This window comes from Streptomyces cylindrosporus (assembly GCF_022698165.1).
In the GTDB taxonomy this organism is placed as follows: Bacteria; Actinomycetota; Actinomycetes; order Streptomycetales; family Streptomycetaceae; genus Streptomyces; species Streptomyces cylindrosporus.
In genome coordinates, this window is the sequence record NZ_JALDAY010000004.1 from 72,366 (window position 1) to 91,693 (window position 19,328).

Annotated in this window: 23 protein-coding genes; 15 read left to right on the forward strand and 8 right to left on the reverse strand. The window is 69.4% G+C overall.

The genetic code is table 11. From position 1 onward, the window contains the following. Nucleotides 1-5: 5 nt before the first annotated feature. The gene (locus tag MQP27_RS13085; RefSeq protein WP_242765224.1) at nt 6-368 is read right to left on the reverse strand and encodes a DsrE family protein; all 363 of its coding nucleotides are present in this window, start codon (nt 366-368) and stop codon (nt 6-8) included. A 135-nt stretch (nt 369-503) separates the two neighbouring features. Here MQP27_RS13085 and MQP27_RS13090 point away from each other — a divergent pair, with 135 nt between their 5' ends. The 6 genes from MQP27_RS13090 to ygfZ all read left to right on the forward strand — a co-directional run bounded on the left by MQP27_RS13090 (nt 504) and on the right by ygfZ (nt 5,351). Further along, entirely contained in the window at nt 504-1,235 is a 732-nt protein-coding gene (locus tag MQP27_RS13090) for a hypothetical protein (protein WP_242765225.1), read from the forward strand. Further along, complete coding sequence (locus MQP27_RS13095; RefSeq protein WP_242765226.1) at nt 1,232-2,068, forward strand: hypothetical protein; 837 nt, start codon at nt 1,232-1,234, stop codon at nt 2,066-2,068. The genes MQP27_RS13090 and MQP27_RS13095 overlap by 4 nt, the downstream gene beginning before the upstream one ends. After that, the gene (locus tag MQP27_RS13100) at nt 2,065-3,099 is read left to right on the forward strand and encodes a hypothetical protein (protein WP_308289928.1); all 1,035 of its coding nucleotides are present in this window, start codon (nt 2,065-2,067) and stop codon (nt 3,097-3,099) included. Before MQP27_RS13095 ends, MQP27_RS13100 begins: the two co-directional genes overlap by 4 nt. A gap of 239 nt (nt 3,100-3,338) precedes the next feature. Beyond that, a complete protein-coding gene (locus tag MQP27_RS13105; RefSeq protein ID WP_242765227.1) occupies nt 3,339-3,914 on the forward strand; it encodes a heme-binding beta-barrel domain-containing protein in 576 nt (191 codons plus the stop codon). 16 nt (nt 3,915-3,930) lie between these two features. Beyond that, on the forward strand, nt 3,931-4,374 hold the full coding sequence (locus MQP27_RS13110) for a Fur family transcriptional regulator (RefSeq protein WP_242765228.1): 444 nt from the start codon (nt 3,931-3,933) through the stop codon (nt 4,372-4,374). Nucleotides 4,375-4,385: 11 nt separating this feature from the next. Continuing rightward, nucleotides 4,386-5,351, forward strand: a complete 966-nt coding sequence (ygfZ, locus tag MQP27_RS13115; protein WP_242765229.1) for a CAF17-like 4Fe-4S cluster assembly/insertion protein YgfZ — start codon at nt 4,386-4,388, stop codon at nt 5,349-5,351. A 6-nt stretch (nt 5,352-5,357) separates the two neighbouring features. On the opposite strand, the gene MQP27_RS13120 is transcribed toward ygfZ, so the two are convergent. Then, the gene (locus MQP27_RS13120) at nt 5,358-6,062 is read right to left on the reverse strand and encodes a hypothetical protein (protein ID WP_242765230.1); all 705 of its coding nucleotides are present in this window, start codon (nt 6,060-6,062) and stop codon (nt 5,358-5,360) included. A 212-nt stretch (nt 6,063-6,274) separates the two neighbouring features. Here MQP27_RS13120 and MQP27_RS13125 point away from each other — a divergent pair, with 212 nt between their 5' ends. Beyond that, nucleotides 6,275-8,035 (forward strand): helix-turn-helix domain-containing protein, encoded by a 1,761-nt coding sequence (locus tag MQP27_RS13125; RefSeq protein WP_242765231.1) that lies wholly within the window; start codon nt 6,275-6,277, stop codon nt 8,033-8,035. On the opposite strand, the gene dtd is transcribed toward MQP27_RS13125, so the two are convergent. Then, nucleotides 8,013-8,438, reverse strand: a complete 426-nt coding sequence (gene dtd, locus MQP27_RS13130; RefSeq protein WP_242765232.1) for a D-aminoacyl-tRNA deacylase — start codon at nt 8,436-8,438, stop codon at nt 8,013-8,015. The two genes, MQP27_RS13125 and dtd, sit on opposite strands and share 23 nt — an antisense overlap. Nucleotides 8,439-8,595: 157 nt before the next feature. Between dtd and MQP27_RS13135 the strand changes: the two genes are divergently transcribed. Together MQP27_RS13135 and MQP27_RS13140 are read left to right on the forward strand one after the other, a co-directional pair. Next, a complete protein-coding gene (locus tag MQP27_RS13135) occupies nt 8,596-9,183 on the forward strand; it encodes an RsiG family protein (protein WP_242765233.1) in 588 nt (195 codons plus the stop codon). A gap of 62 nt (nt 9,184-9,245) precedes the next feature. Beyond that, entirely contained in the window at nt 9,246-10,502 is a 1,257-nt protein-coding gene (locus tag MQP27_RS13140) for a GNAT family N-acetyltransferase (protein ID WP_242765234.1), read from the forward strand. Nucleotides 10,503-10,695: 193 nt separating this feature from the next. Here MQP27_RS13140 and MQP27_RS50925 read toward each other — a convergent pair whose 3' ends face one another. Next, entirely contained in the window at nt 10,696-10,830 is a 135-nt protein-coding gene (locus MQP27_RS50925) for a hypothetical protein (protein ID WP_278196049.1), read from the reverse strand. A gap of 128 nt (nt 10,831-10,958) precedes the next feature. Between MQP27_RS50925 and MQP27_RS13145 the strand changes: the two genes are divergently transcribed. After that, nucleotides 10,959-11,873: a winged helix-turn-helix domain-containing protein gene (locus tag MQP27_RS13145; protein ID WP_242765235.1), complete on the forward strand. Its 915-nt coding sequence runs from the start codon at nt 10,959-10,961 to the stop codon at nt 11,871-11,873. 57 nt (nt 11,874-11,930) lie between these two features. Here MQP27_RS13145 and MQP27_RS13150 read toward each other — a convergent pair whose 3' ends face one another. Continuing rightward, the gene (locus MQP27_RS13150) at nt 11,931-12,119 is read right to left on the reverse strand and encodes a hypothetical protein (protein ID WP_242765236.1); all 189 of its coding nucleotides are present in this window, start codon (nt 12,117-12,119) and stop codon (nt 11,931-11,933) included. Between the two features lie 180 nt (nt 12,120-12,299). On the opposite strand from MQP27_RS13150, the gene MQP27_RS13155 reads away from it, so the two are divergent. Continuing rightward, entirely contained in the window at nt 12,300-13,178 is an 879-nt protein-coding gene (locus tag MQP27_RS13155) for a GntR family transcriptional regulator (RefSeq protein ID WP_242765237.1), read from the forward strand. A 44-nt stretch (nt 13,179-13,222) separates the two neighbouring features. Further along, complete coding sequence (locus tag MQP27_RS13160) at nt 13,223-13,930, forward strand: HAD family hydrolase (RefSeq protein WP_242765238.1); 708 nt, start codon at nt 13,223-13,225, stop codon at nt 13,928-13,930. On the opposite strand, the gene MQP27_RS13165 is transcribed toward MQP27_RS13160, so the two are convergent. Beyond that, complete coding sequence (locus MQP27_RS13165; protein ID WP_242765239.1) at nt 13,921-14,106, reverse strand: hypothetical protein; 186 nt, start codon at nt 14,104-14,106, stop codon at nt 13,921-13,923. The two genes, MQP27_RS13160 and MQP27_RS13165, sit on opposite strands and share 10 nt — an antisense overlap. A 159-nt stretch (nt 14,107-14,265) precedes the next feature. On the opposite strand from MQP27_RS13165, the gene MQP27_RS13170 reads away from it, so the two are divergent. Further along, on the forward strand, nt 14,266-15,162 hold the full coding sequence (locus tag MQP27_RS13170) for a GntR family transcriptional regulator (protein WP_242765240.1): 897 nt from the start codon (nt 14,266-14,268) through the stop codon (nt 15,160-15,162). 198 nt (nt 15,163-15,360) lie between these two features. Continuing rightward, nucleotides 15,361-17,559 (forward strand): phosphotransferase, encoded by a 2,199-nt coding sequence (locus tag MQP27_RS13175; RefSeq protein ID WP_372511201.1) that lies wholly within the window; start codon nt 15,361-15,363, stop codon nt 17,557-17,559. Between the two features lie 53 nt (nt 17,560-17,612). Here MQP27_RS13175 and MQP27_RS51630 read toward each other — a convergent pair whose 3' ends face one another. Both MQP27_RS51630 and MQP27_RS13185 read right to left on the reverse strand, forming a co-directional pair. Beyond that, nucleotides 17,613-17,804 carry a zinc-binding dehydrogenase gene (locus tag MQP27_RS51630; protein ID WP_372511176.1) on the reverse strand — a complete coding sequence of 64 codons (192 nt, stop codon included), beginning with the start codon at nt 17,802-17,804 and terminating at the stop codon, nt 17,613-17,615. Nucleotides 17,805-17,839: 35 nt separating this feature from the next. Then, complete coding sequence (locus MQP27_RS13185; protein WP_242765241.1) at nt 17,840-18,574, reverse strand: zinc-binding dehydrogenase; 735 nt, start codon at nt 18,572-18,574, stop codon at nt 17,840-17,842. A 121-nt stretch (nt 18,575-18,695) separates the two neighbouring features. Between MQP27_RS13185 and MQP27_RS13190 the strand changes: the two genes are divergently transcribed. Next, a complete protein-coding gene (locus tag MQP27_RS13190; RefSeq protein ID WP_242765242.1) occupies nt 18,696-19,310 on the forward strand; it encodes a TetR/AcrR family transcriptional regulator in 615 nt (204 codons plus the stop codon). Nucleotides 19,311-19,328: the final 18 nt, after the last annotated feature.

Here is a 19,328-nt window from a genome sequence, read left to right on the forward strand (position 1 = left end):
ACGGCCTAGTAGACAAGCGCCTGGGTGTCCTCGGCGAGGGCCTCCTGTACGAAGACCTGCGCGCCGGCGATCCGTACGCCCTCGATGACGTCCTTCTCCGTGATGTCCCGGCGGGCGGCGCACTGCGTGCACAGGGTGAGGCGGCCGGCGGCGAGGACCGAGTCGATCAGGTCGGGCAGCGGCGCCGCGTGCGGCAGCTCGAACTCGGCCGCCCGGCCCGGCAGCGCGAACCACGCCGACTCGCCGGTCAGCCAGAGGGAGACGTCCACGCCGCTCGCCACGGCCACCGCCGCGACCGTGAACGCCTGCGAGCAGCGCTCGGGGGCGTCGGCCCCCGCCGTCACCTTGATCACCAGCTTCTTCGCCATGGCCGAATCGTAATCAACTCCCTTACAACTTCGTGCGTTGGCCATGGGTCTCCTGTGCGCGCATACGGAATGCGCGCTTCACGTTTGTGGGGGGACGTCTTGGAAGTACCCGAAGAAGGAGCTGAAGCACCGGTTGTGCCGGTTGTGCCGGTTGGTACGGCCCGGCGCCGTGGCCGTACCGCTCTGCTGATCGCCGGTGCCGCCGTGCTCGGCGTGGTCGCCGGTACCTGCACCGGCTATCTCGTCCAGGCCGACCGCGAGCCGACGAAGCTGCCCTCGCTGTCCCAGCCGGTGCTCGCACAGGCCGGGGGCGACGGGCCCGAGCCCCTGTCCGCGGCCCAGGACCGCCGGGTCAAGACCGACGGGGACCTGCGCAAGCTGCTGCTGAAGAAGCCTGCCGGTGCGAAGGACGCCGACTATCTGATGGGCGACGACGGCTGGATGGACCTGGCCGCCTACGCCGAGACCTACGACCACCCGCAGTCGGTCTTCGGCGACCTCGTCTCCGAGGAGTTCCGCCGGGCGGCCGTCACCGGCTGGACGGTGGGCAGCACGTACGGCGTGGAGATCCGGCTGGTCCAGTACCGGCAGCAGGAGCGCCTGGAGGCCTCCGACACCGTCGACGACCAGCAGTACTGGCGGCAGTCCGAGAACGGCGCCCGCAGCTGGCCGATCCCGGGCACCGGGAAGGGCATGGTGTACGTCGACTCCCGGCCCGAGACCAAGGCGGGCTATCTGCCGCAGTACAACGCGGAGGCGGCTGCCTGGCGCGGTGACATCGCCCTGGAGATCTTCGTCTGGGACAGCAAGCCGGTCCCGCAGAAGAAGATCATGGACCTGGCAAAGCGGCAGATGGAGCGGCTGTGAGCGAGAACCAGAACCAGCCGGTCGGCGAGGTCGGGCCGGTCGAGCTCGTCGCGTCCGCCGGCGCGCCGGAAGCACCCGCCGAGAAGCCCGTCCGGCGGGGCCGGATCGTCGCCGTCGCCGGTTCCGCGCTGTTCGCCGTGGCCCTCGTCGTGGGCGTCGGATACACCGTCGTGACCGTGAACGGCGCCGACCGGGACGCCGGGGCGCCGGTGTGGCACCTCCCCAAGGAGGACGCCGAGAAGGCGAAGGCGGCCTCCGCGAAGGGGCTGTCGGGGATGCTCGTGCCGTTCGGCGAGGACGGCTGGAGCCGGGGGCCGGACATCGCGCAGTACGGGTCCGACGCCGAGCTCAGCGGCGCCGAGGCCACGGCGCTGCGCAAGGAGTCGCTGAGCGGGCTGCCGCGCACGCAGCGCAAGCAGCTGGAGAAGCAGATCGACAAGCAGCGGCTGGAGGGTGTGGCGATGCGCAGCTACGTCAGCACCGACCAGAGCTCGCCGATCTACACCGACACGGCCTCGATCGTCAGCATCGAGCTGACGCGGATGGACAACAGGGCGGCCGTCCGCAACATCTCGGAGGCCCAGAACGAGTTCCTCGACGTGCTGGGCATTTTCCGTGCCGGCCCGAAGATCAAGGGTCACAAGGACGCCGGCTGCTTCCTGGCGCCGGCCGACAAGAAGGAGAAGCTCGACGAGATGTACTGCTCGGCCCATGTGGGCGACGTCCTGGTCACGGTCACCGCGAGCAGCGTCAAGCCGATGCAGACGAAGAGCGTGGCGGCGCTGGTGAAGCAACAGCTCGACCGCATCGCCGAGCCGGGGGAGGCGGTATGACCGAGCAGCAGCAGGCCGGAGGGCCGGAGCAGACCGAGACGCCTCAGCCGGACGTGGTGCCGGAGCAGGTCGAGGAGTCCCGGCCGGTCGTCCTGGAGCAGACCGAGACGCCTCAGCCTCCGGTGACCCCGGAGCGGACCGAGGTCCCGCCGGTGCCGGACGCGGCTCCTGCCGTGGTGCCGGGCGCGGTTCCCGTCGTGGCGGCGGATGCCCTGTCCCTCGTATCGCCGGATGTCCCGCCCCTCGTACCCCCTGCTCCTCCGAAGAATGACCGGCGGGTGTTGCGAGCCGTGTTGCGGTGGACCGCTGCCGTCGTCGTGTTCGCGGCGGTCGGGGCGGGGACGGCGTACGGGATCACGGGGATGGAGCGGACGGACGTACCCGGTCTCCAGACGGAGTCGGACGGGCGGTGGGACTACCCCACGCTCACCAAGCCGCCGCTGCCCTCCGGCAGCCCGGGGCCGTTCGCCGAGGAGAACAAGGCCGGTTCCCACTACGCCGATCTGCGTGCCCTGGTGCTGCCCGCGCCCAAGGGGGCGAGTGAGGACAAGGCGCTGCGCGGCAGCGACGGGTGGCTGCCGACGAAGGACTTCCTCGCGCAGTTCACCGGCAAGGAGCGCGTCGACGCGCTGCGGCAGAACCTCAAGGACAACGGCCTGCGGCACATCGCGGCCCGCGGCTGGACGACGGCGGACGGCACCCGTACGCGCGTCTACCTGCTGCAGTTCGACACGGCGGCCGTCGTCGACGAGCTCTTCTCCGGCGACGTCGCCCCGTACAGCAGCCCGGGATACTCCCTGCGCGGCGCCGGTGACTTCGCGGCCGACCAGGACTTCCCCTCCGCGGCCCGGGTCGAGAAGATCCCGTACTCGGTGTACGCGGAGTCGAAGCCGTACGGCAGTGAGCAGGTCCGGCAAGCCTATCTGTCGGCCGGTGACGTCCTCGCCATGGTCGTCCAGTCCCGGAAGGGCGCCGCGAAGGCGGTCCCCTTCCAGCAGACGGTGATCCTGCAGAGCCAGCTGCTGAGCTGAGCCCGGCAGGGGAGACCTCGCACGGAAGCACCTCACACGGAGGGCCCGGTCCCGGCCGCGTAAGCTGGGGCCCGGCCCTGTGTACGTACAGCACCTCCGCTCGACAAGGAGCACCCCGTGGAGATCTTCTTCGAAACCCTGCTGGTCCTGGTCTGCGTCGGCGTGCTCGCCTTCGCCGGGCTGACCGTGAAGAAGCTGTACCAGGGCCAGCGCTGACCCCCGTCTAGGAATCGCCCCTCATGATCGAGATCCCGTCCGACCTCCACAAGGACCTCGTCCCGCTCGTCTTCCTGCTCGGCAACTGGGCCGGCGCGGGCGTGCACGACTTCCCCGGCGCCGAGAAGTGCAACTTCGGCCAGGAGGTCAGCTTCACCCACGACGGCCGTGACTTCCTGGAGTACCACTCCCACACCTGGGTGCTGGACAACGACGGGAACAAGGTCCGGCCCCTGGAGACCGAGTCCGGCTTCTGGCGCGTCGACGCCGACCGCAAGGTCGAGGTGACGATGGTCCGCAACGACGGTGTCGTCGAGGTCTGGTACGGCGAGCTGGCCGACAAGAAGCCGCAGATCGACCTGGTCACGGACGCGGTGGCCCGCACGGCCGCCTCGGGCCCCTACACCGGCGGCAAGCGCCTCTACGGCTACGTCAACAGCGACCTCATGTGGGTCGGCGAGAAGCAGACCCCCGAGGTCGAGCTGCGCCCCTACATGTCGGCCCACCTGAAGAAGGTCGTCACCCCGGAGGACGTCGAACGCTGGGCGAAGGCCCTCCCCGACGACATGCCCGACGACGGCATCGCGTTTTTCAAGTAGGCCTAGACTCGTCGGTGTGGTGAGCACCGACTGGAAGAGTGATCTGCGGCAGCGCGGCTACCGGCTGACCCCGCAGCGGCAACTTGTGCTCGAAGCCGTCGACACCCTTGAGCACGCGACCCCCGACGACATCCTCACGGAAGTGAAGAAGACGGCGTCGGGGGTCAACATCTCCACGGTGTACCGGACCCTGGAGCTCCTGGAGGAGCTCGGGCTGGTCAGCCATGCGCACCTGGGGCACGGGGCGCCGACGTACCACCTCGCCGACCGCCACCACCACATCCACCTGGTCTGCCGCGACTGCCAGAACGTGATCGAGGCCGACGTGTCGGTGGCCGCCGACTTCACGGCCAAGCTGCGCCGCGAGTTCGGCTTCGAGACCGACATGAAGCACTTCGCGATCTTCGGTCGCTGCCAGGACTGCTCCGGCAAGCTCAAGAGTTCAACTACCGAGTCGTAGGCTTGGGGATTATGAAGAGCCCTCTGCTGTCCCTGCCCGGCGCCGTCCCCGCCGAGGGCGTGGACGAAGGCGTAGCCGCCCACTACGGCGACCTGTTCCGCGAACAGCGTGCGCTCGCCGACGGCACCGGTTTCGTCGACCTGTCCCATCGGGGGGTCGTGACGGTCACCGGTGACGACCGGCTCAGCTGGCTGCACCTGCTGCTCACCCAGCACGTCAGCGACCTCCCGGCCGGGCAGGCCACCGAAGCCCTGATCCTCTCCGCGCACGGCCACATCGAGCACGCGCTCTACCTCGTGGACGACGGCGAGACGGTCTGGGCCCACGTCGAACCCGGCACCCAGGCCGAGCTGATCGCGTACCTGGAGTCGATGAAGTTCTTCTACCGGGTCGAAGTCGCCGACCGCACCGCCGAGTTCGCGGTCGTGCACCTGCCGGCCGGTTCGATCGCCGAGGTGCCGGAGGGTGTCGTCGTACGGGAGACGTCGTACGGCCGTGATCTCTTCCTGCCGCGCGCGGACCTGGAGGCGTACGCCGAGAAGGCGGGCCCGGCGGCCGGGATCCTGGCGTACGAGGCGCTGCGGGTGGAGCAGCACCGCCCCCGCCTCGGCTTCGAGACCGACCACCGCACCATCCCGCACGAGCTGGGCTGGATCGGCAGCGCGGTGCATCTGCAGAAGGGCTGCTACCGCGGTCAGGAGACCGTCGCCCGCGTCCAGAACCTGGGCAAGCCTCCGCGCCGGCTCGTCTTCCTGCACCTGGACGGCAGCGAGGTGCACCTGCCGCCCGCCGGCGCGGAGATCCGGCTCGCGGACGAGGGGCCCGAGGGGCGGAAGATCGGATTCGTCACGACGTCGGTACGGCATCACGAGCTGGGGCCGGTGGCGCTGGCGCTGGTCAAGCGGAACGTGCCGGTGGACGCCCGGCTGACGGCCGGGGACACGGCGGCGGCGCAGGAACCGGTCGTCGAGCCGTAGGGACGGTCAGCTGTTCGAGCAGTTCTCGCCGCCGCCGGTGAGCGTCACCCACACCGCGGCAGCGTGGGCCGTGTCGGTGCCCGGCGGGAACCGCGGGCTGACGAAACCCGCCACGTCGGCGCCGATCTTCGCCGGGACCAGCTGGACGCCGGTGTAGGTCGTGGCGCCCAGGAGGTAGTCGGAGACGGAGTCCGGGACGAGCGCCACGGTGATCCGGAACCGGGTCCCGCGCTGTGCCGGGAAGTCCCCGATCTGCGGACAGGCGTGCCATGCGGCCTCGCCGGACTTGCCGGTGTCCTGGTCGACGCTCGCCCGCTGCAGCAGGTACAGCGAGGTCTCGGCCTGCTTCTGGCCGATCAGCCAGAGGGTGTGGTGCGGCGGGATCACCGCCACCCCGTAGAACTTCTGGTGGTTGAGGACCGCGGCCGCTTCCTGCGGATAGGTGATCCGGACGGAGCCGGTCCGCGGTGCCGCCGCCTTCGCCGTGGCGGAGACCGACGGCGGTGCGGTGGCGTGGCCCTCGTCGCCGGCCCGGCCGTGGCCGGTGAGAGCCGTGATCAGCGTGGCCAGTCCGGTCAGTCCGCCCAGCGCGGTGATCAGACCCGCCAGCACGATGCCGCGCGGGACGCCCGGCCCGCCGGACGGAGTTCCCCCGTGGCCCCCGGAGCGTCCGTCCTGGTCGCCGTCCGGATCGGTGATGTGCGTGCTCATGCCTGCCCTGGCTCTCCCCGTGTGTGCCGGTGCCGGGAGCGCCCCGCCCCCCGTGCGGGGCGCTCCCTGGCAACCAGGGTGAGTCCGGCCGGGAAACACAGGGCGCGATATGCCGTTGACAACCCATAATTTGGCAACGGGCGGCAACCGGTCGGACACGGGGAGCAAGTGTTCGAGCTGTGGGTTGGCGAGGTGCCCGGGGGAGGGCGGCAATGACGCCGGAAGAGGAGTTCGCCGAAGCCCTGCGGATCCGCAGAAGGGCCGCCGGACTGTCGCTGGGCGACCTGGCACGGCTCGTCAACTACAGCAAGAGCTATCTCAGCCGGGTGGAGAACGGCACCCGCGCACCAGGCCCCGCGCTGGCCCGGGAATGCGACACGGCCCTGCACGCCGAGGGCGAGCTGATCGCCCTCCTGCCCGCCCGGCCCGAGCCGCCCGCCCGCCCCGAGCGGCGCCGGGGTCCGGCCAGGCCCGACCCGGGCCCGCCGGCCGGCACCGGCCACCGTACCGAGTTCGCCCAGCTGATCCGGCGCGGCGACACCCGCCATCTGCTCGGCGACATGTACGAGGCCGGCCGGCTCTACATGGCGGCGTACCAGGCCGCCGAGGGCGACGACCTCGCCCGTGCCCACGCCGTCGTCCGCTGCGCGCGCCGCTGGTCGGACCCGGGCCAGGTCGACCGGGACCTCATCGCCATGATCGACGAGAGCCTCAAGACCCTGGGGGGCCGCGACGACCCGCCCGCGGTGGAGCTGCGGCTGCGCCTGACCGCGCACCGCGCCAAGAAGCTGACCATGGGCGTCGGTGACGACACCGCGGTCCCCGGAGCGGAGCCCGGCACCAGCGTGCACCGGGCCCGCGGGGTGCTGCGGGAACTGCGCGAACGGCTGCCCGGCGTCGGCGCCGACACCCACTGCGAGGTGCTGACCGAATGCCGGTGGGCCCTGTACGACTTCGCCCCGGCCGCCGAACTGCTCGCGCTGTCGGCCGAACTCCGCGACGTCGCCACTCGCTCCCGCTCCAGCTACTTCATGGGTGAGGCCCTGGTCGCCCTCGCCATCGACCAGTTACGGGTGGGCCGGGTGCCCGCCGCGGACGCGACCGTCCGGCGCCACGGCGAACACGCCGCCCACCGGCACAGCACCCTGGCCCACTGGCAGCAGCACACGCTGGACGCCCTGATGAACCTGTGGCGCGGGGACTTCGCCGCCGCCGAGGAGTGGATCTACGGCGAGTCCCGGGCGCTCGCCGACCGCATGGAGAGTGAGCAGTCGGTGCCCGCCGACACGCTCAGCCAGACCTGCCTGGGCCAGGCCTACTGGCTCAGGTACGAACAGGGCCGGATGGCTGAGCTGTTCGCCTCCCCGCTGATGTCCGGCGTACGGCGCCGGGACTACTTCCCGGTGTGGCGGGCCGGCGTCGCCCTCGCCCTGTGCGAGACCGGCCGGCACGACCAGGCCGCGGACCAGGTGCTGGCCTTCGCCGCCGACACCGACGGCTTCACCGGCTTCCCGCCGAGCGGCTGGGCCCTGCCCACCGCCGCCGTACTGGCCCAGGCGTGCGCCGAGCTCGCGCTGCGGGGCGTACGCCGGACCGAACTCCTGCCGTACGTCCCGCCGTTGCGCGCCCTGCTCGACGCGCACCCCGGCGAACTCGTGCTGGCCTGCTGGCCCACCGTCCTGCTGGGACCGGCCGCGCGCTTCAGCGGGCTGCTCGCGCTGGTCGCGGGGGAGCCGGAGACCGCGCTCGGGCATCTGCGCCGCGCGGTACGGCTGGCGCAGCACTCGCCCCCGCAGATGGCCCGCCTGCGCCTCGACGAGGCCCGCGCCCGGCTGCGGACAAACGCGCCCGCGCTGCGGGCCGGCGCCCATGACCTGGTGCGCACCGCGCTCGGGACGGCCGAGGAACTCGGCATGGCCGGTGTGGCACGGGACTGCCGGGAACTGCTGCTCACATCTCCAACAGAACGGTGAAAGGGCCGTCGTTCGTCAGGGACACCCGCATCCGGGCGCCGAAGCGGCCCGTCGCCACCGTCGCGCCCAGCGCGCGGAGCTGTGCCACGACCTCCTCGACCAGGGGCTCGGCGACGTCGCCGGGTGCGGCGGCGTTCCAGGTAGGGCGGCGGCCCTTGCGGGCGTCGCCGTACAGGGTGAACTGGCTGATCACGAGGAGCGGGGCGTCGATGTCGCTGCACGACTTCTCGTCGTGCAGCATGCGGATCGACCAGAGTTTCCGGGCGAGCCCGGCCGCCTTCTCCTTCGTGTCCTCGTGGGTGACCCCGACCAGGACGCACAGCCCCTCGCCGGTGATCTCCCCGACCGTCTCGCCGTCCACGACGACGCTCGCGCCGTCCACCCTCTGCACCACTGCTCGCATACGACCATCATGCCGGGCCGTCCGGGGGAGACCGCACGGGGCTTCTTAATGATCCTTAACCCCCCATCTGGGGCCGATCGGGGGCACTCGGTCACATAGCGGCCACTTGGGGTGGCACGATGCTTCCACAAGCCGGTCGAGGGGACGGTAGAGGCACATGAGCACACCGAGTACCGGGCAGCCGCCCGTCTCTTTGACGCGTACGCCCGTGCAGCGCACCGGGGGTCCGGACGGTGGCGGCCCCTGGCTGCCCGCCGATCCGCCCGAGCCCGACCTGACCCTGCTGAGCCTGCCCGAACTGCGCACCCTGCGCCGGGACGCCCAGCGCGACGAGGCCGACCTCAGCTATGTGCGGCGGCTGCTCCAGGGCCGTATCGACATCCTGCGCGCGGAACTGGCGCGCAGGTCGCCCGCGGGGGCGGCGTCCGTCGTGGAGCGGCTCCCGGAGATCCTCACGGACGCACCGGCCCGGCACCGCTCCTCGGCCCGGCACGTCACGCTGGGCACCCCGCACAACGAGGAGTACCGACGGCTGGCCACCGACATGCTCGCCGAGGTCGAACTCTCCGACCTGGCCGCCCGCACCGACCTGGAACTCAACACCGCGATGGGGCGGCTGGTCCGCTACGAGCAGCAGGTCTCCCGAAGACGGCAGCGACTGCAGCGTACGACGGACGACTGCAGCGCGGAGATCGCACGGAGGTACCGGGAGGGCGAGGCGCAGGTGGACGATCTGCTGACGTGAGGTGAGGGTGGGGCGGGGGAAATCCGCGCGACACCCCTCCGCCCGCCGCCTACCGTGATCCCATGAGCCGAGCCGCCGATGACACAGACGTCCGTCCGATCACCGAGGCCGAATTCCCCGAGTGGCTGCGTGCCGTCAAGGTCGGGTTCCTGCGGGAACCCGCCGTCCCGCAGGCCGAACTCGACGCCCGACAGGGCCAGTTCGAGGACAACCGCTTCCTCGGCGCCTTCGACGGAGCCCGCTGCGTGGCGACCTTCCGCTCCTTCGCGCAGGAGGTCACCGCTCCCGGCGGCACCCTGGTCCCCGCCAACGCGGTATCCGCGGTCACCGTCACCGCCACCCACCGCCGCCGCGGCCTGCTCACCCGCATGATGGGCCAGGACCTCGCGGCGGCGAAGGAGCGCGGCGACGTCGTGGCCACGCTGAACGCGGCCGAGTACCCGATCTACGGCCGCTACGGCTTCGGCGACGCCACCACCACGGCCGAGTGGACGGTCGACGTCCCGCGGGCCGGCCTCGACCGCCGCTGGTCCGGCCCGGACGACGGCGCCCGCATCGACCTGGTGGACGCCGACGAGGCCGGCAAGCTCGGCCCCGAACTGCACGACCGGTTCCGCCGCGCGACCCCCGGCGCGGTCAGCCGCACCGACTGGCGCTGGCAGCTCGACACCGGCGCGCTGCGCGTCGACCCGAAGTGGACCGAGCCGTTCTACGCCGTCTACCGCGCGGCGGACGGCACGGTCGAGGGGCTCGCCGTGTACGAGGTGGACGACACCTGGGGCGACGCCAAGCAGCCGCTGGACACGGCGACGGTCCGGGACCTGTTCACGACCACCCCGGCCGCGGAACACGCCCTGTGGCGCTACCTCTGCTCCATCGACTGGGTCACCCAGGTCAAGACCGGCCCACGCGCCCCCGACGACCTCCTCCCGCACCTCCTGCCGGACCCGAGGGCGGCCAGGATCACCACGCAGGCGGACTGGCTGTGGGTGCGGATCCTGGATGTCGTACGGGCTCTGCAGGCGCGTTCGTACGAGGGGACCGGCGACCTCGTCCTGGAGGTCACCGACCGGGCCGGGTTCACGGGCGGCCGCTACCGGCTGGAGGCGTCGCCGGCGGGCGCGTCCTGCACGCCGACGCGCGAGGCCGCCGAACTCACCCTGGACATCGCGGACTTGGCACGGCTGTGGCTGGGCGACGAGTCGGCCGTACGGCTGGCGGCGCTCGGGCTGGTGCGGGAAGAACAAGCGGGCGCCGGCCGAAAGGCCGACGCCCTGCTGCGTACGTCCAGGCGCCCTTGGTGCCCGGACATGTTCTGAAGCCCCTTTCTCCCGGGGACGGTTGACGCTCATCCGTAGCTAGCTATGCAGTTGTGACTGTGCTGTTGAGTTGCTGTTGAGTTGTGGCAGTGCCGTTGGAGCTCTTCGGTTGTCGGTGTTCAGTTGTGGCTGTGCAGACTGACCGGGCTCCCGGCTCCCCTCCGGAAGGGAGCCCGGCCAGCCGGACTCGGTGTCAGCCCGCCTGGGCGAGCAACATGACGAGAATGAGTGCTCCCGCACCGCTGATCAGGCCGTTCTTGGCCTTGAGTCCGATGGAGAACACGACGCAGGCGATCACGAGGGCGAGAACGAGGGCGACGGGTGGCATTTCGATCCCTCCAAGTTTGACCATGTTGCTCAAGTTGGCGACCAACTCAACTCTACTTATCTCCGCTTGGAAGCGTCTTATAACCACCTTCCCTGGAACTGCCCAAAGATGGCGGGAAGTTGTAGTGTTTGGTCGTGGACCCGAAACACGCCTCCGTCAATGGACGGACGAGGTCACAGCGGCCACAGCGGTCACATGAAGAGGTGGCCGACGAGCTGCGCGCGCGTATCAGGTCGGGTGCGCTCCGACCGGGTCAGCGCATGCCCACGCAGGCCAGGCTGGCCGTCGAGTTCGGCGTCGAGCGCGGCGCCGTACGCCAGGCACTGCGCATCCTGCAGTCCGAGCACCTGCTGACCAACGTGTCGAAGGGTGCGCCCGCCACCGTCGCGCCCGACCTGGACCTGAGCAGGGCGCTTTCCGGTCCCGGGGCCCCGCCGCTGCCGACGATGGTGGCACTGGCCCCCCGCATAGAGGCCGCCTTCGCCGACACCCACGTCGAGATAGACGCCCTCTGCCTGACCTCGATCTCCCTCAACCTCGCGCTGGGCGTGCCGTTGCGCCAGATCCACGCCGGACGGCTGAAACCGGCCAAGGTCGACGTCCGGATCCTGCTGCCGAGCGACGACATCGACCTGGCGTTCCCGACGCCGGTGGACCCGGCGGACGACGGCCGGCTGCAGCGCCGCTGGCTGACCAACCGCAACGCGCAGGGCCGGGTGCTCAAGCACAACCTGCTGGCGCTGCGGGCCACTCATGGCATCGATGTCCGGGTCACCTTCCGCGCCCTGCCGTTCACCCCGCCCGTGAAGCTGTACCTGCTCAACGGCACGGAGGCGCTCTTCGCGTACTACACGCTCTCCCGCCGTGAGGAGGAGGTCGACGACGAGCAGCTGCAGATGTACGACGCGGAGGGCACGCAGTCCATGCTCTTCGCCTTCGAGCAGGGCGCCGACCTGCGGGACACGACGTTCGTGGAGCAGTCGCATCTGTGGTTCAACGCGCTGTGGGAGACGATCAGTTCGGAGCTGGTGCTCACGGACTGATCGTCTCCCACAGCGTTACTGCTGTTACTGCTGCCTTGCTGACCTGGGCGTTTACGCTCATAGAGCGGGTCCGGCGACCAGCAGGGCGAGGACGACGGCTCCCATGGAGCTGATGGTGGGGTTCTTCGCCTTGAGGCCTACGGTGAGCAGCAGCAGCCCGATGATCCCGGTGACGCCGTACTTCACCTGGATGGACTGCTCGATGCCGACGACGAAGACGGCGGAGAGGAGGGCGAGGACGGGCACGGTGTTTCCCCCTTCGGTGCTTCGCGGGCGGGGCGGTGGGGACGAGTTGGAATTGAGGAGGCAAAACTTCCGCCAACTGGGCTAAGTTGGTAACCAACTCCGTCTAAGTTATCCCCACTTGGTACCACCTTATAAACAAGTCACAAACAACTCCCCGTAGATGGATCCGAGTTGTAGCGTTTGGTCGTGACCCAGGAGAACGTGGCAGTGAACGGCAGCAGAAGGCTCTCGCCCCAGGAGATCGCCGACATCCTGCGGGAACGCATCCGCGTCGGCGACCTCAAGGCGGGGGACCGCCTGCCCACCCAGGCCGAACTTGCCGACGAGTTCGGCGTGGAGCGCGGCACCGTCCGCCAGGCCCTGCGCGCGCTCCAGGAGGACGGCCTGCTGACCAACGTGAGCAAGGGCAGCCCGCCGAGGATCGCGGAGCCGGCCCCGGTCTCCGGTGAACCGCAGCCGACGATGGTGGCATTGGCCCCACGCCTGGCGGAGGCCTTCTCGGCCCCGCACGTGCGCGTGGACGCGGCCTGCCTGACCGCGGAGACCCTGATGCTGGCGCTCGGCGAGCCGCTGCGCCGTATCCACGCGGGCGAGATACGCCCGGAGTCGATCGACGTACGCATCCTCCTGCCGTCCCGGGAGATCACCCTCGCCTTCCCGGTCCCGATCGAGGGCCGCAGCGACGACGACCCGGTCCACCAGCGCTGGCTGGCCCAGCGCAACGCGCAGGGGCAGGTGCTCAAGCACAACCTCCAGGCGTTGCGGTCGACGCATGGGATCGACGTCCGGGTCTCTTTCCGTGCGCTGCCCTTCACACCACCCATCAAGCTCTACTTGCTCAACGGGACAGAGGCACTGATCGCCTACTACGTGATCACCGAACGGGAAGAGGAGTGGGACAGCGAAACGCTGGAGATGTACGACACCTTGGGCGGCAAGTCGCTCCTCTTCTCCTTCGAACAGCGGGCCGGTCAACGGGACGGCGCCTTCGTCGAGCAATCCCAGAAGTGGTTCGACGCCCTCTGGGAAACCATCACGACGGACCTGACACTCTCCTAGTGACTAGTGATACGAGGCAGAGTGATACGCCGCAGACTGATCCGGTGACAGCAGAGACTGGAAACCTGCGAGAACTGATCACCAACGCCCGCTTCGTACTGTTCGACTTCGACGGCCCGATCTGCCGACTGTTCGCCGGGCACACGGCGGAGAGGGTGGCGAAGGAACTCGTCGACTGGCTGGCCCGGCAAGGCCTGCGCGGGCTGCTCACCGAGGAGGAGCGGAGCCACCCCGACCCCATGGTGGTCCTCTATGCCGTGAACAGGCGCCATCCGAACAGCGACCTGGTGGCGGAGCTGGAGGAGAGACTCACCCAGCAGGAGCTCAAGGCGGTCACGTCCGCGATGCCGACGGCGTACGCGGATCCGCTGATACGCACGTGGTCCGCCGTGGGAAGCCGACTTGCCATTGCCACCAACAACTCACCTCGCACGGTGACGGGTTACCTCTTCCAACGAGGCCTGGCCGACTGCTTCACGCCCCACGTCTACGGCCGCACCAACGAACTGAACCTCCTCAAGCCCAACCCGCACACCCTCAACCGGGCCCTGAACGCGATGGGCGCGGCCCCCTCGGCTGCCCTGATGATCGGCGACGCACCCACGGACTACCGGGCCGCGGAGGAGGCCGGAATCCCGTTCCTGGGCTACGCGCGTAACGAGTACAAGGCGAAGCAACTGCGGGACGCGGGCGCGCTGCATGTCGTCGGGTCGCTGTTGCCGGTGTTGCGGGTGTTGCGGGATCAGGACTGAGTCATCGTGCCGAGCATGATGAACGCGGCGCCGATGCCGGCGCATGTCGCGCTGCGTGCCCTGATCCCGACGCCTATGAGGAGGAGCCCCAGCACCGCCGAGGCTCCGTAGCGTGTCTGCAGCGCCTGGTTGAGCATCAGCGTCAGCAGCGAACTCACCAATTGGATGACCAGCATAGCTCCCACCCCTGTCCACTTCCGAAGACCGATCAACTCCCGGTCCAATTGGACTGATTGCCTTGGATTGGTTGTGCCCTGACTGCTAGATCAGCTAACAGCCTGCCCAACTTGACTTGAATTGGTTTGCTCCGGGTGCAAGAGAGGTACCGTCGCGGTGTGGGCGCGGAACGTGGTGACGGCGTGGGCAGGGGGTCACTCCTCTTGGGGACGTTGCGCGCCCGGATCGCCGACGGGAAGTACCCGGTGGGCTCGCATCTGCCCACGCAGCGGGCGCTCGCGAACGAGTTCGGCGTGTCCCGTGAGACGGTGCAGAAGGTGCTGGCCGAACTGAAGAGCGAAGGGTGGGTCGAGTCCCGCCAGGGCAGCGGCACATGGGTCGTGGAGCCGCCGATACATTCGCTGATCCAGCCGCCGTCGGCGCCGCGACTGCGGGCGGCGCTCGGGCCTTTCGTCGCCCGCGCCTTCGCCCAGCCGGCGGTTCGCCTCGATGTCTTCACGCTCACCTCTGAGAGTCTCGACGCGCACATCCGGCTCCAGGCTGAGCGGATTCGCCTGGGGGAAATCAGTCCCGAGCACATCCAGCTACGGATACTGCTGCCCGCCGACTCGGTCGACCTGCCGTATCCCAGGGCCCACAAGTCGGCCGGGAGTCAGTTCGACACGGCGGAGATCGATCGCCGACTCCAGAGCCGGCTGCGCGACATCACGCGACGGCACACGTCTTCGCTGCGCGCCGCGCTGCGGGATCTGGAGACGGAAGGGCTGGTGCCGTCCGTCGAGGTGGAGGTTCGGCAGATAACCCTGGCTCCGCCGTTCAAGCTCTACATGCTGCGGGACGTCGAGGCGCTCTTCGGCCCGTACCAAGTGGTCAAGCGCTCGATCCTGCTGGAGGATGACACGGAGATCGACGCCCTGGACGTCCTGGGTCTCGGTTCGACTCTCACCAGGCACGTCAACGACCCGGGCGATCCGAACGCCACCGGATCTGTGTTCATGGAGAGCTGGCAGGCCTGGTACGACTCGTGGTGGGAGCTCCTTGGTGCGGCGTCCTGAAATCCGCCGTTGACGCGAAGGAATTCCGAAAGGGCAACACTGACGTCCGGTCACTACATGCTCAAGTGCGGCTCTGTTCCGTGATGTTGGACTCAAGGCGTCCGTCGAGCCACTAGGCTGTGCCCCATCTCTATTTTCGTGCATGGAAATTAGAGAACGTGCAAAACTATTCAGGAGTGCCCCTTGGGTGGTCCACCTATGCCCGGCGTCGGGCCTTGGGCGTACGACGACTTCGTGCGCTACGCCAGGGCCATGGGGGAGTTCGGCCGGGGGCATCACAACCTCAACTACATGGTTCGGCCACTCACGGAGGAGCAGCGGCAGCTCATCGGCTGTGCGGACGGGGAACTGGTCACGGTGCGTGAGCGGATCCGCTCTGCGCTGTCCGTGGTCATCAGAACCTGGCAGGACGAAGCGGAGATCCTCGGCGCTGTCCGGCGGTTTCTGCCGCATGTCCCGCAATGCCTCGTCCAGAGCCGGGATGTGACCATCCTGAGCTATGTGCAGGGCGTGCCGCTGTCCAGCGTCTGCCCGAACGGCAAACCGGTGGACTCACATCTGATCTACGCCCTGGTCGGGCTGCTCGGCGACATGACGCAGGTCGGCAGAAAGGATCTGCCACCTCTACCGCAGTCCTGGCCCCGGTCCAGCCGTGACAGCCGCGCCTTCCTGCGTGCCCTCGCGTACGCGGCAGAGGAACAGATCAGGCAGCGCAACTGGCCGGGCTTCGGCGGCCTCTTCGCCATGCTGGGTATCCCCGAAGACGCCATGGTGCGGTTCGCCGAGCGCGTGCCGTCGATGATCAGCCGCCCGTTCAATCTGCTCCACACGGATCTGCACCGTGACAATGTGATCGTTTCGTACAACGGCGATCCGCCGCTGATCTGCGTCGACTGGGAGCTCGCAAGTTACGGGGACCCCCTGCACGACCTCGCCACCCACCTGGTGCGGATGCAGTATCCGGACCACCAGTGGTGGGAGGTGATAGAGGCGTGGCGCGACCGCATGGGAGAGCGGCGTCTCAAAGCGGTCAATGGTCTCGACCGGGACCTGAAGCACTACGTCGCCTTCGAGCGCGCCCAGTCCGTCTATCCGGACGTGATGCGTGCCGCGACCTCGCTCGGCGACTCCTATGACCAGCGGGATCTGGACGCGGCGACTCGCACGGTGCACCGAGCCCTGCTGGCCGCCGAGGAGCCCCTTCGGCTCAAGAGCGTGCCGGACGAGAAGGCGATCGAACGCATCCTCTTCCGCTGGAACGTGTCCCACGGCAAGAGGCACAGCCGGGACCGGGCTGTGTCGTCGATCTCGTGGACGCGTGACAAGCGGGTCCCCGAGCACCCTCAGTTTCCCTCGTCCGCGGTACAGGAGGCGCTGTTCGAAGAAGGCGCGGCCTCGGCGGACCGGGTGTTCAAGGGGACTATGCACCTGAGTACGGCCGTGACGGTGAGGGGATATCCGGAGCCGGTCATGGTGCGGCGCAAGGTGGGGTCGGCAAGTCCCCTGGAGCGGCGGTTCCTCAACGAGCACGCGGTGCTCAGGGCCATCGAGGCGTCGGGCGTGAAGGTGCGCGCGCCAAAGGTGCTCGCGCTAGGCACCAGTGAGCTCGGAGACCAGTTCACCATCCACTCCTACGAGGGGCCCAATGGGCAGATCCGCCACCCGGACCATCCGGCCGACGGTCTGCTGCCGTACGAGGCGGACGACCTCGTCGACCAACTCCGCGCGCTGACGCACGTGAACTACGAGAACCTCGACCCGTCCTTCTCGTACTCGGACTTCTATGTGCACCTGCGCGACGAGCTGATCCGTATGGTTGCCGAACTTCCCAAGCAGACGTCCGACGTGGCCCGTGAACTCGGCCTGCCCAGCGCCGTCCGGCTCGGCGAGATCCTCGAGCGGCACCTGCTGACTCCGCGTCGTCCCGTTCTCCTGCACGGAGACCTCAACCCATGGAACTTGGTGCGCCGTGAGGACGGCAGCGGCCTGACCCTCATCGACTGGGAGATGGCGATGGTGGGCGACCCGCTCTACGATCTGGTCCGCCACATGCATCTGACGCCGACGTTGCCGGACATCCGCGGGCGCCTGTTCACCCGGTGGTCCACCCTTCTGCCGGAGGACTGCACGAAGGGCTGGCAGCAGGACTGGCGGGTGTACCGCTGGATCGAGACCGTCCGCTCGGCCTATGTCGATCTCGACCGCATGGTGACCGGCGACAGCCTGGAAGCCCCCAACGTCCGGCGGGCGGTGGAGAGATACGCCATGACGCTGACCGCAGCCACCGCGACCCTGGGCCTCAAGGCGAAGTCGACGGCGAACCCCTACCTCGCACGCGCGTTGCCGCACGGAGACGATGGAGGAGTGCTGGCGTCCAGCTACCCCGACAGCCTGTGACTCGGCCACCTGGGATGAGCATTTTGACGACCTGTGGAGGCTTGTGCAGATGCTCAAGCCTCCAGCACCACCTTCCCCACCAACCCCCGCCCCTCCACAGCCACATGCGCCTCCCCCGCCCGCTCCAGCGGAAACACCTCCCCCACCACCGTCCGCAACCGCCCCCCGGCCGCCTCCCCCAGCGCATACGTGGTCAGCCGCCCAAGTTCCGCCGGCCCGAACTGCACATCCCCGATCCCGAACATCTTGATCCCGCGCTCGGCCGCCTCCTCCCCGTCGGTCAGGGCGAACCCCCGGACGGCGCCCCGTGCGCGGAGAACCTTCCCCCATCCGCAGTCAGCCCGAAGGCCACCCCGCCCAATTGGCCGCCAACCCCGTCCAGAACCACATCCGCCGCGCCCCCAAGGGCCTCCCGAGCCCCCTCAGCCCAGCCCCCGTCCGTCACATCCACCGCCGCCGACGCCCCCAACTCCCGTACCAGCGCCACCTTTTCCGGCCCCCGTGCGGCCCCCACCACCCGCGCTCCCCGCGACCGGGCCAATTGGACCAGTAGCGTGCCCATGCCCCCGGACGCGCCGAGGATCAGGACGCGGTCGTCGGCCGAGACCGCCGTCAGTTCGATCAGCCCCGCCGCCGTCACCCCGTCATGCACCAGCGCTGCCGCCGTCAGCAGGTCCAGCCCCTCCGGTACGGGCGTCAAAGACGAGACCGCCGCCACCGCCCGCGACGCATAGCTTCCCTGGACGAAGGACACCACCCGGCGCCCCAGCCACGACTCCGGCACCTCGGGGCCGACCGCGCCGACCGTTCCGGAGACCCCGCCGCCCGGGACGTACGGCGGCGTCACCGGGAAGTACTCCCGCCCCCACCCCGACCGCACCTGCGCCTCCACGAAGATCGTGTCGGCGTACGCGACCTCGATCAGCACCTCTCCCCGCCCCGGCACCGGGTCCGGGAGCTCCACCGGTACCAGGACCTCCGGTCCGCCAAACCTCGTCACCTGCGCTGCTCGCATCACAACTCCCAGTCGTCAGAGCCGAGCCATCTCCCCGCAGTCTTCGACCTCAAGCAGACTTGAGGTCAAGGCGACTGGTTACGCTCGCCGCATGAGTGGGAGCCGGATGGGTGGGAGCCGTATGAGTGAGGAAGGCGGGACCGGGCTGCGGGAGCGCAAGCGGCAGCGGATGTATCAGGACCTCTCCGACATCGCCGTCCGGCTGTTCCTGGAGAAGGGGTTCGACGCCGTGTCGGTCGCCGAGATCGCCGCCGCGGCCGAGATCTCCAAGCCGACCCTCTTCCGTTACTTCCCGGCCAAGGAGGACCTCGTCCTCCACCGCATCGCCGATCACGAGACGGAGGCCGCCCGGGTCGCGGCCGAGGGGCCGTCCCCGCTCGCCGCACTGCGCCGGCACTTCCTCGACGGGCTGGAGCGCTGCGAGCCCGTCACCGGGCTCAATGACCACCCGGATGTCCTCGCCTTTCACCGTCTCCTCTACGGCACCCCGTCCCTCGTCGCCCGCGCCGCCGCCTTCCTCGAACGTTCCGAGGACGCGCTCGCCGACGCCCTCGGCGGTGACCTCGACGCGCGGCTCGCCGCCGGGCAGATCATCGCCGTACGACGGATCCTCGCGATGGAGAACTGGCGGCGGATCGCCGGAGGGGAACGGGTCGCGGACGTGCGGGCGGACGCCGTGGCCGCCGCCGAGCGGGCCTTCGGGCAGTTGGCGCGGGGGCTGCCGCATCTCGCCTGAGACTCAGTAAATTATTTA

What these genes read in the sequence shown, in the direction of transcription:
- MQP27_RS13085 (WP_242765224.1), bottom strand. Translation starts at nt 368, where the DNA reads ATGGCGAAGAAGCTGGTGATCAAGGTGACGGCGGGGGCCGACGCCCCC.
- MQP27_RS13100 (WP_308289928.1), top strand. Translation starts at nt 2,065, where the DNA reads ATGACCGAGCAGCAGCAGGCCGGAGGGCCGGAGCAGACCGAGACGCCT.
- MQP27_RS13105 (WP_242765227.1), top strand. Translation starts at nt 3,339, where the DNA reads ATGATCGAGATCCCGTCCGACCTCCACAAGGACCTCGTCCCGCTCGTC.
- ygfZ (WP_242765229.1), top strand. Translation starts at nt 4,386, where the DNA reads ATGAAGAGCCCTCTGCTGTCCCTGCCCGGCGCCGTCCCCGCCGAGGGC.
- MQP27_RS13120 (WP_242765230.1), bottom strand. Translation starts at nt 6,062, where the DNA reads ATGAGCACGCACATCACCGATCCGGACGGCGACCAGGACGGACGCTCC.
- MQP27_RS13125 (WP_242765231.1), top strand. Translation starts at nt 6,275, where the DNA reads ATGACGCCGGAAGAGGAGTTCGCCGAAGCCCTGCGGATCCGCAGAAGG.
- dtd (WP_242765232.1), bottom strand. Translation starts at nt 8,438, where the DNA reads ATGCGAGCAGTGGTGCAGAGGGTGGACGGCGCGAGCGTCGTCGTGGAC.
- MQP27_RS13135 (WP_242765233.1), top strand. Translation starts at nt 8,596, where the DNA reads ATGAGCACACCGAGTACCGGGCAGCCGCCCGTCTCTTTGACGCGTACG.
- MQP27_RS13140 (WP_242765234.1), top strand. Translation starts at nt 9,246, where the DNA reads ATGAGCCGAGCCGCCGATGACACAGACGTCCGTCCGATCACCGAGGCC.
- MQP27_RS50925 (WP_278196049.1), bottom strand. Translation starts at nt 10,830, where the DNA reads ATGCCACCCGTCGCCCTCGTTCTCGCCCTCGTGATCGCCTGCGTCGTG.
- MQP27_RS13165 (WP_242765239.1), bottom strand. Translation starts at nt 14,106, where the DNA reads ATGCTGGTCATCCAATTGGTGAGTTCGCTGCTGACGCTGATGCTCAAC.
- MQP27_RS13175 (WP_372511201.1), top strand. Translation starts at nt 15,361, where the DNA reads ATGCCCGGCGTCGGGCCTTGGGCGTACGACGACTTCGTGCGCTACGCC.
- MQP27_RS51630 (WP_372511176.1), bottom strand. Translation starts at nt 17,804, where the DNA reads ATGTTCGGGATCGGGGATGTGCAGTTCGGGCCGGCGGAACTTGGGCGG.
- MQP27_RS13185 (WP_242765241.1), bottom strand. Translation starts at nt 18,574, where the DNA reads ATGCGAGCAGCGCAGGTGACGAGGTTTGGCGGACCGGAGGTCCTGGTA.
- MQP27_RS13190 (WP_242765242.1), top strand. Translation starts at nt 18,696, where the DNA reads ATGAGTGAGGAAGGCGGGACCGGGCTGCGGGAGCGCAAGCGGCAGCGG.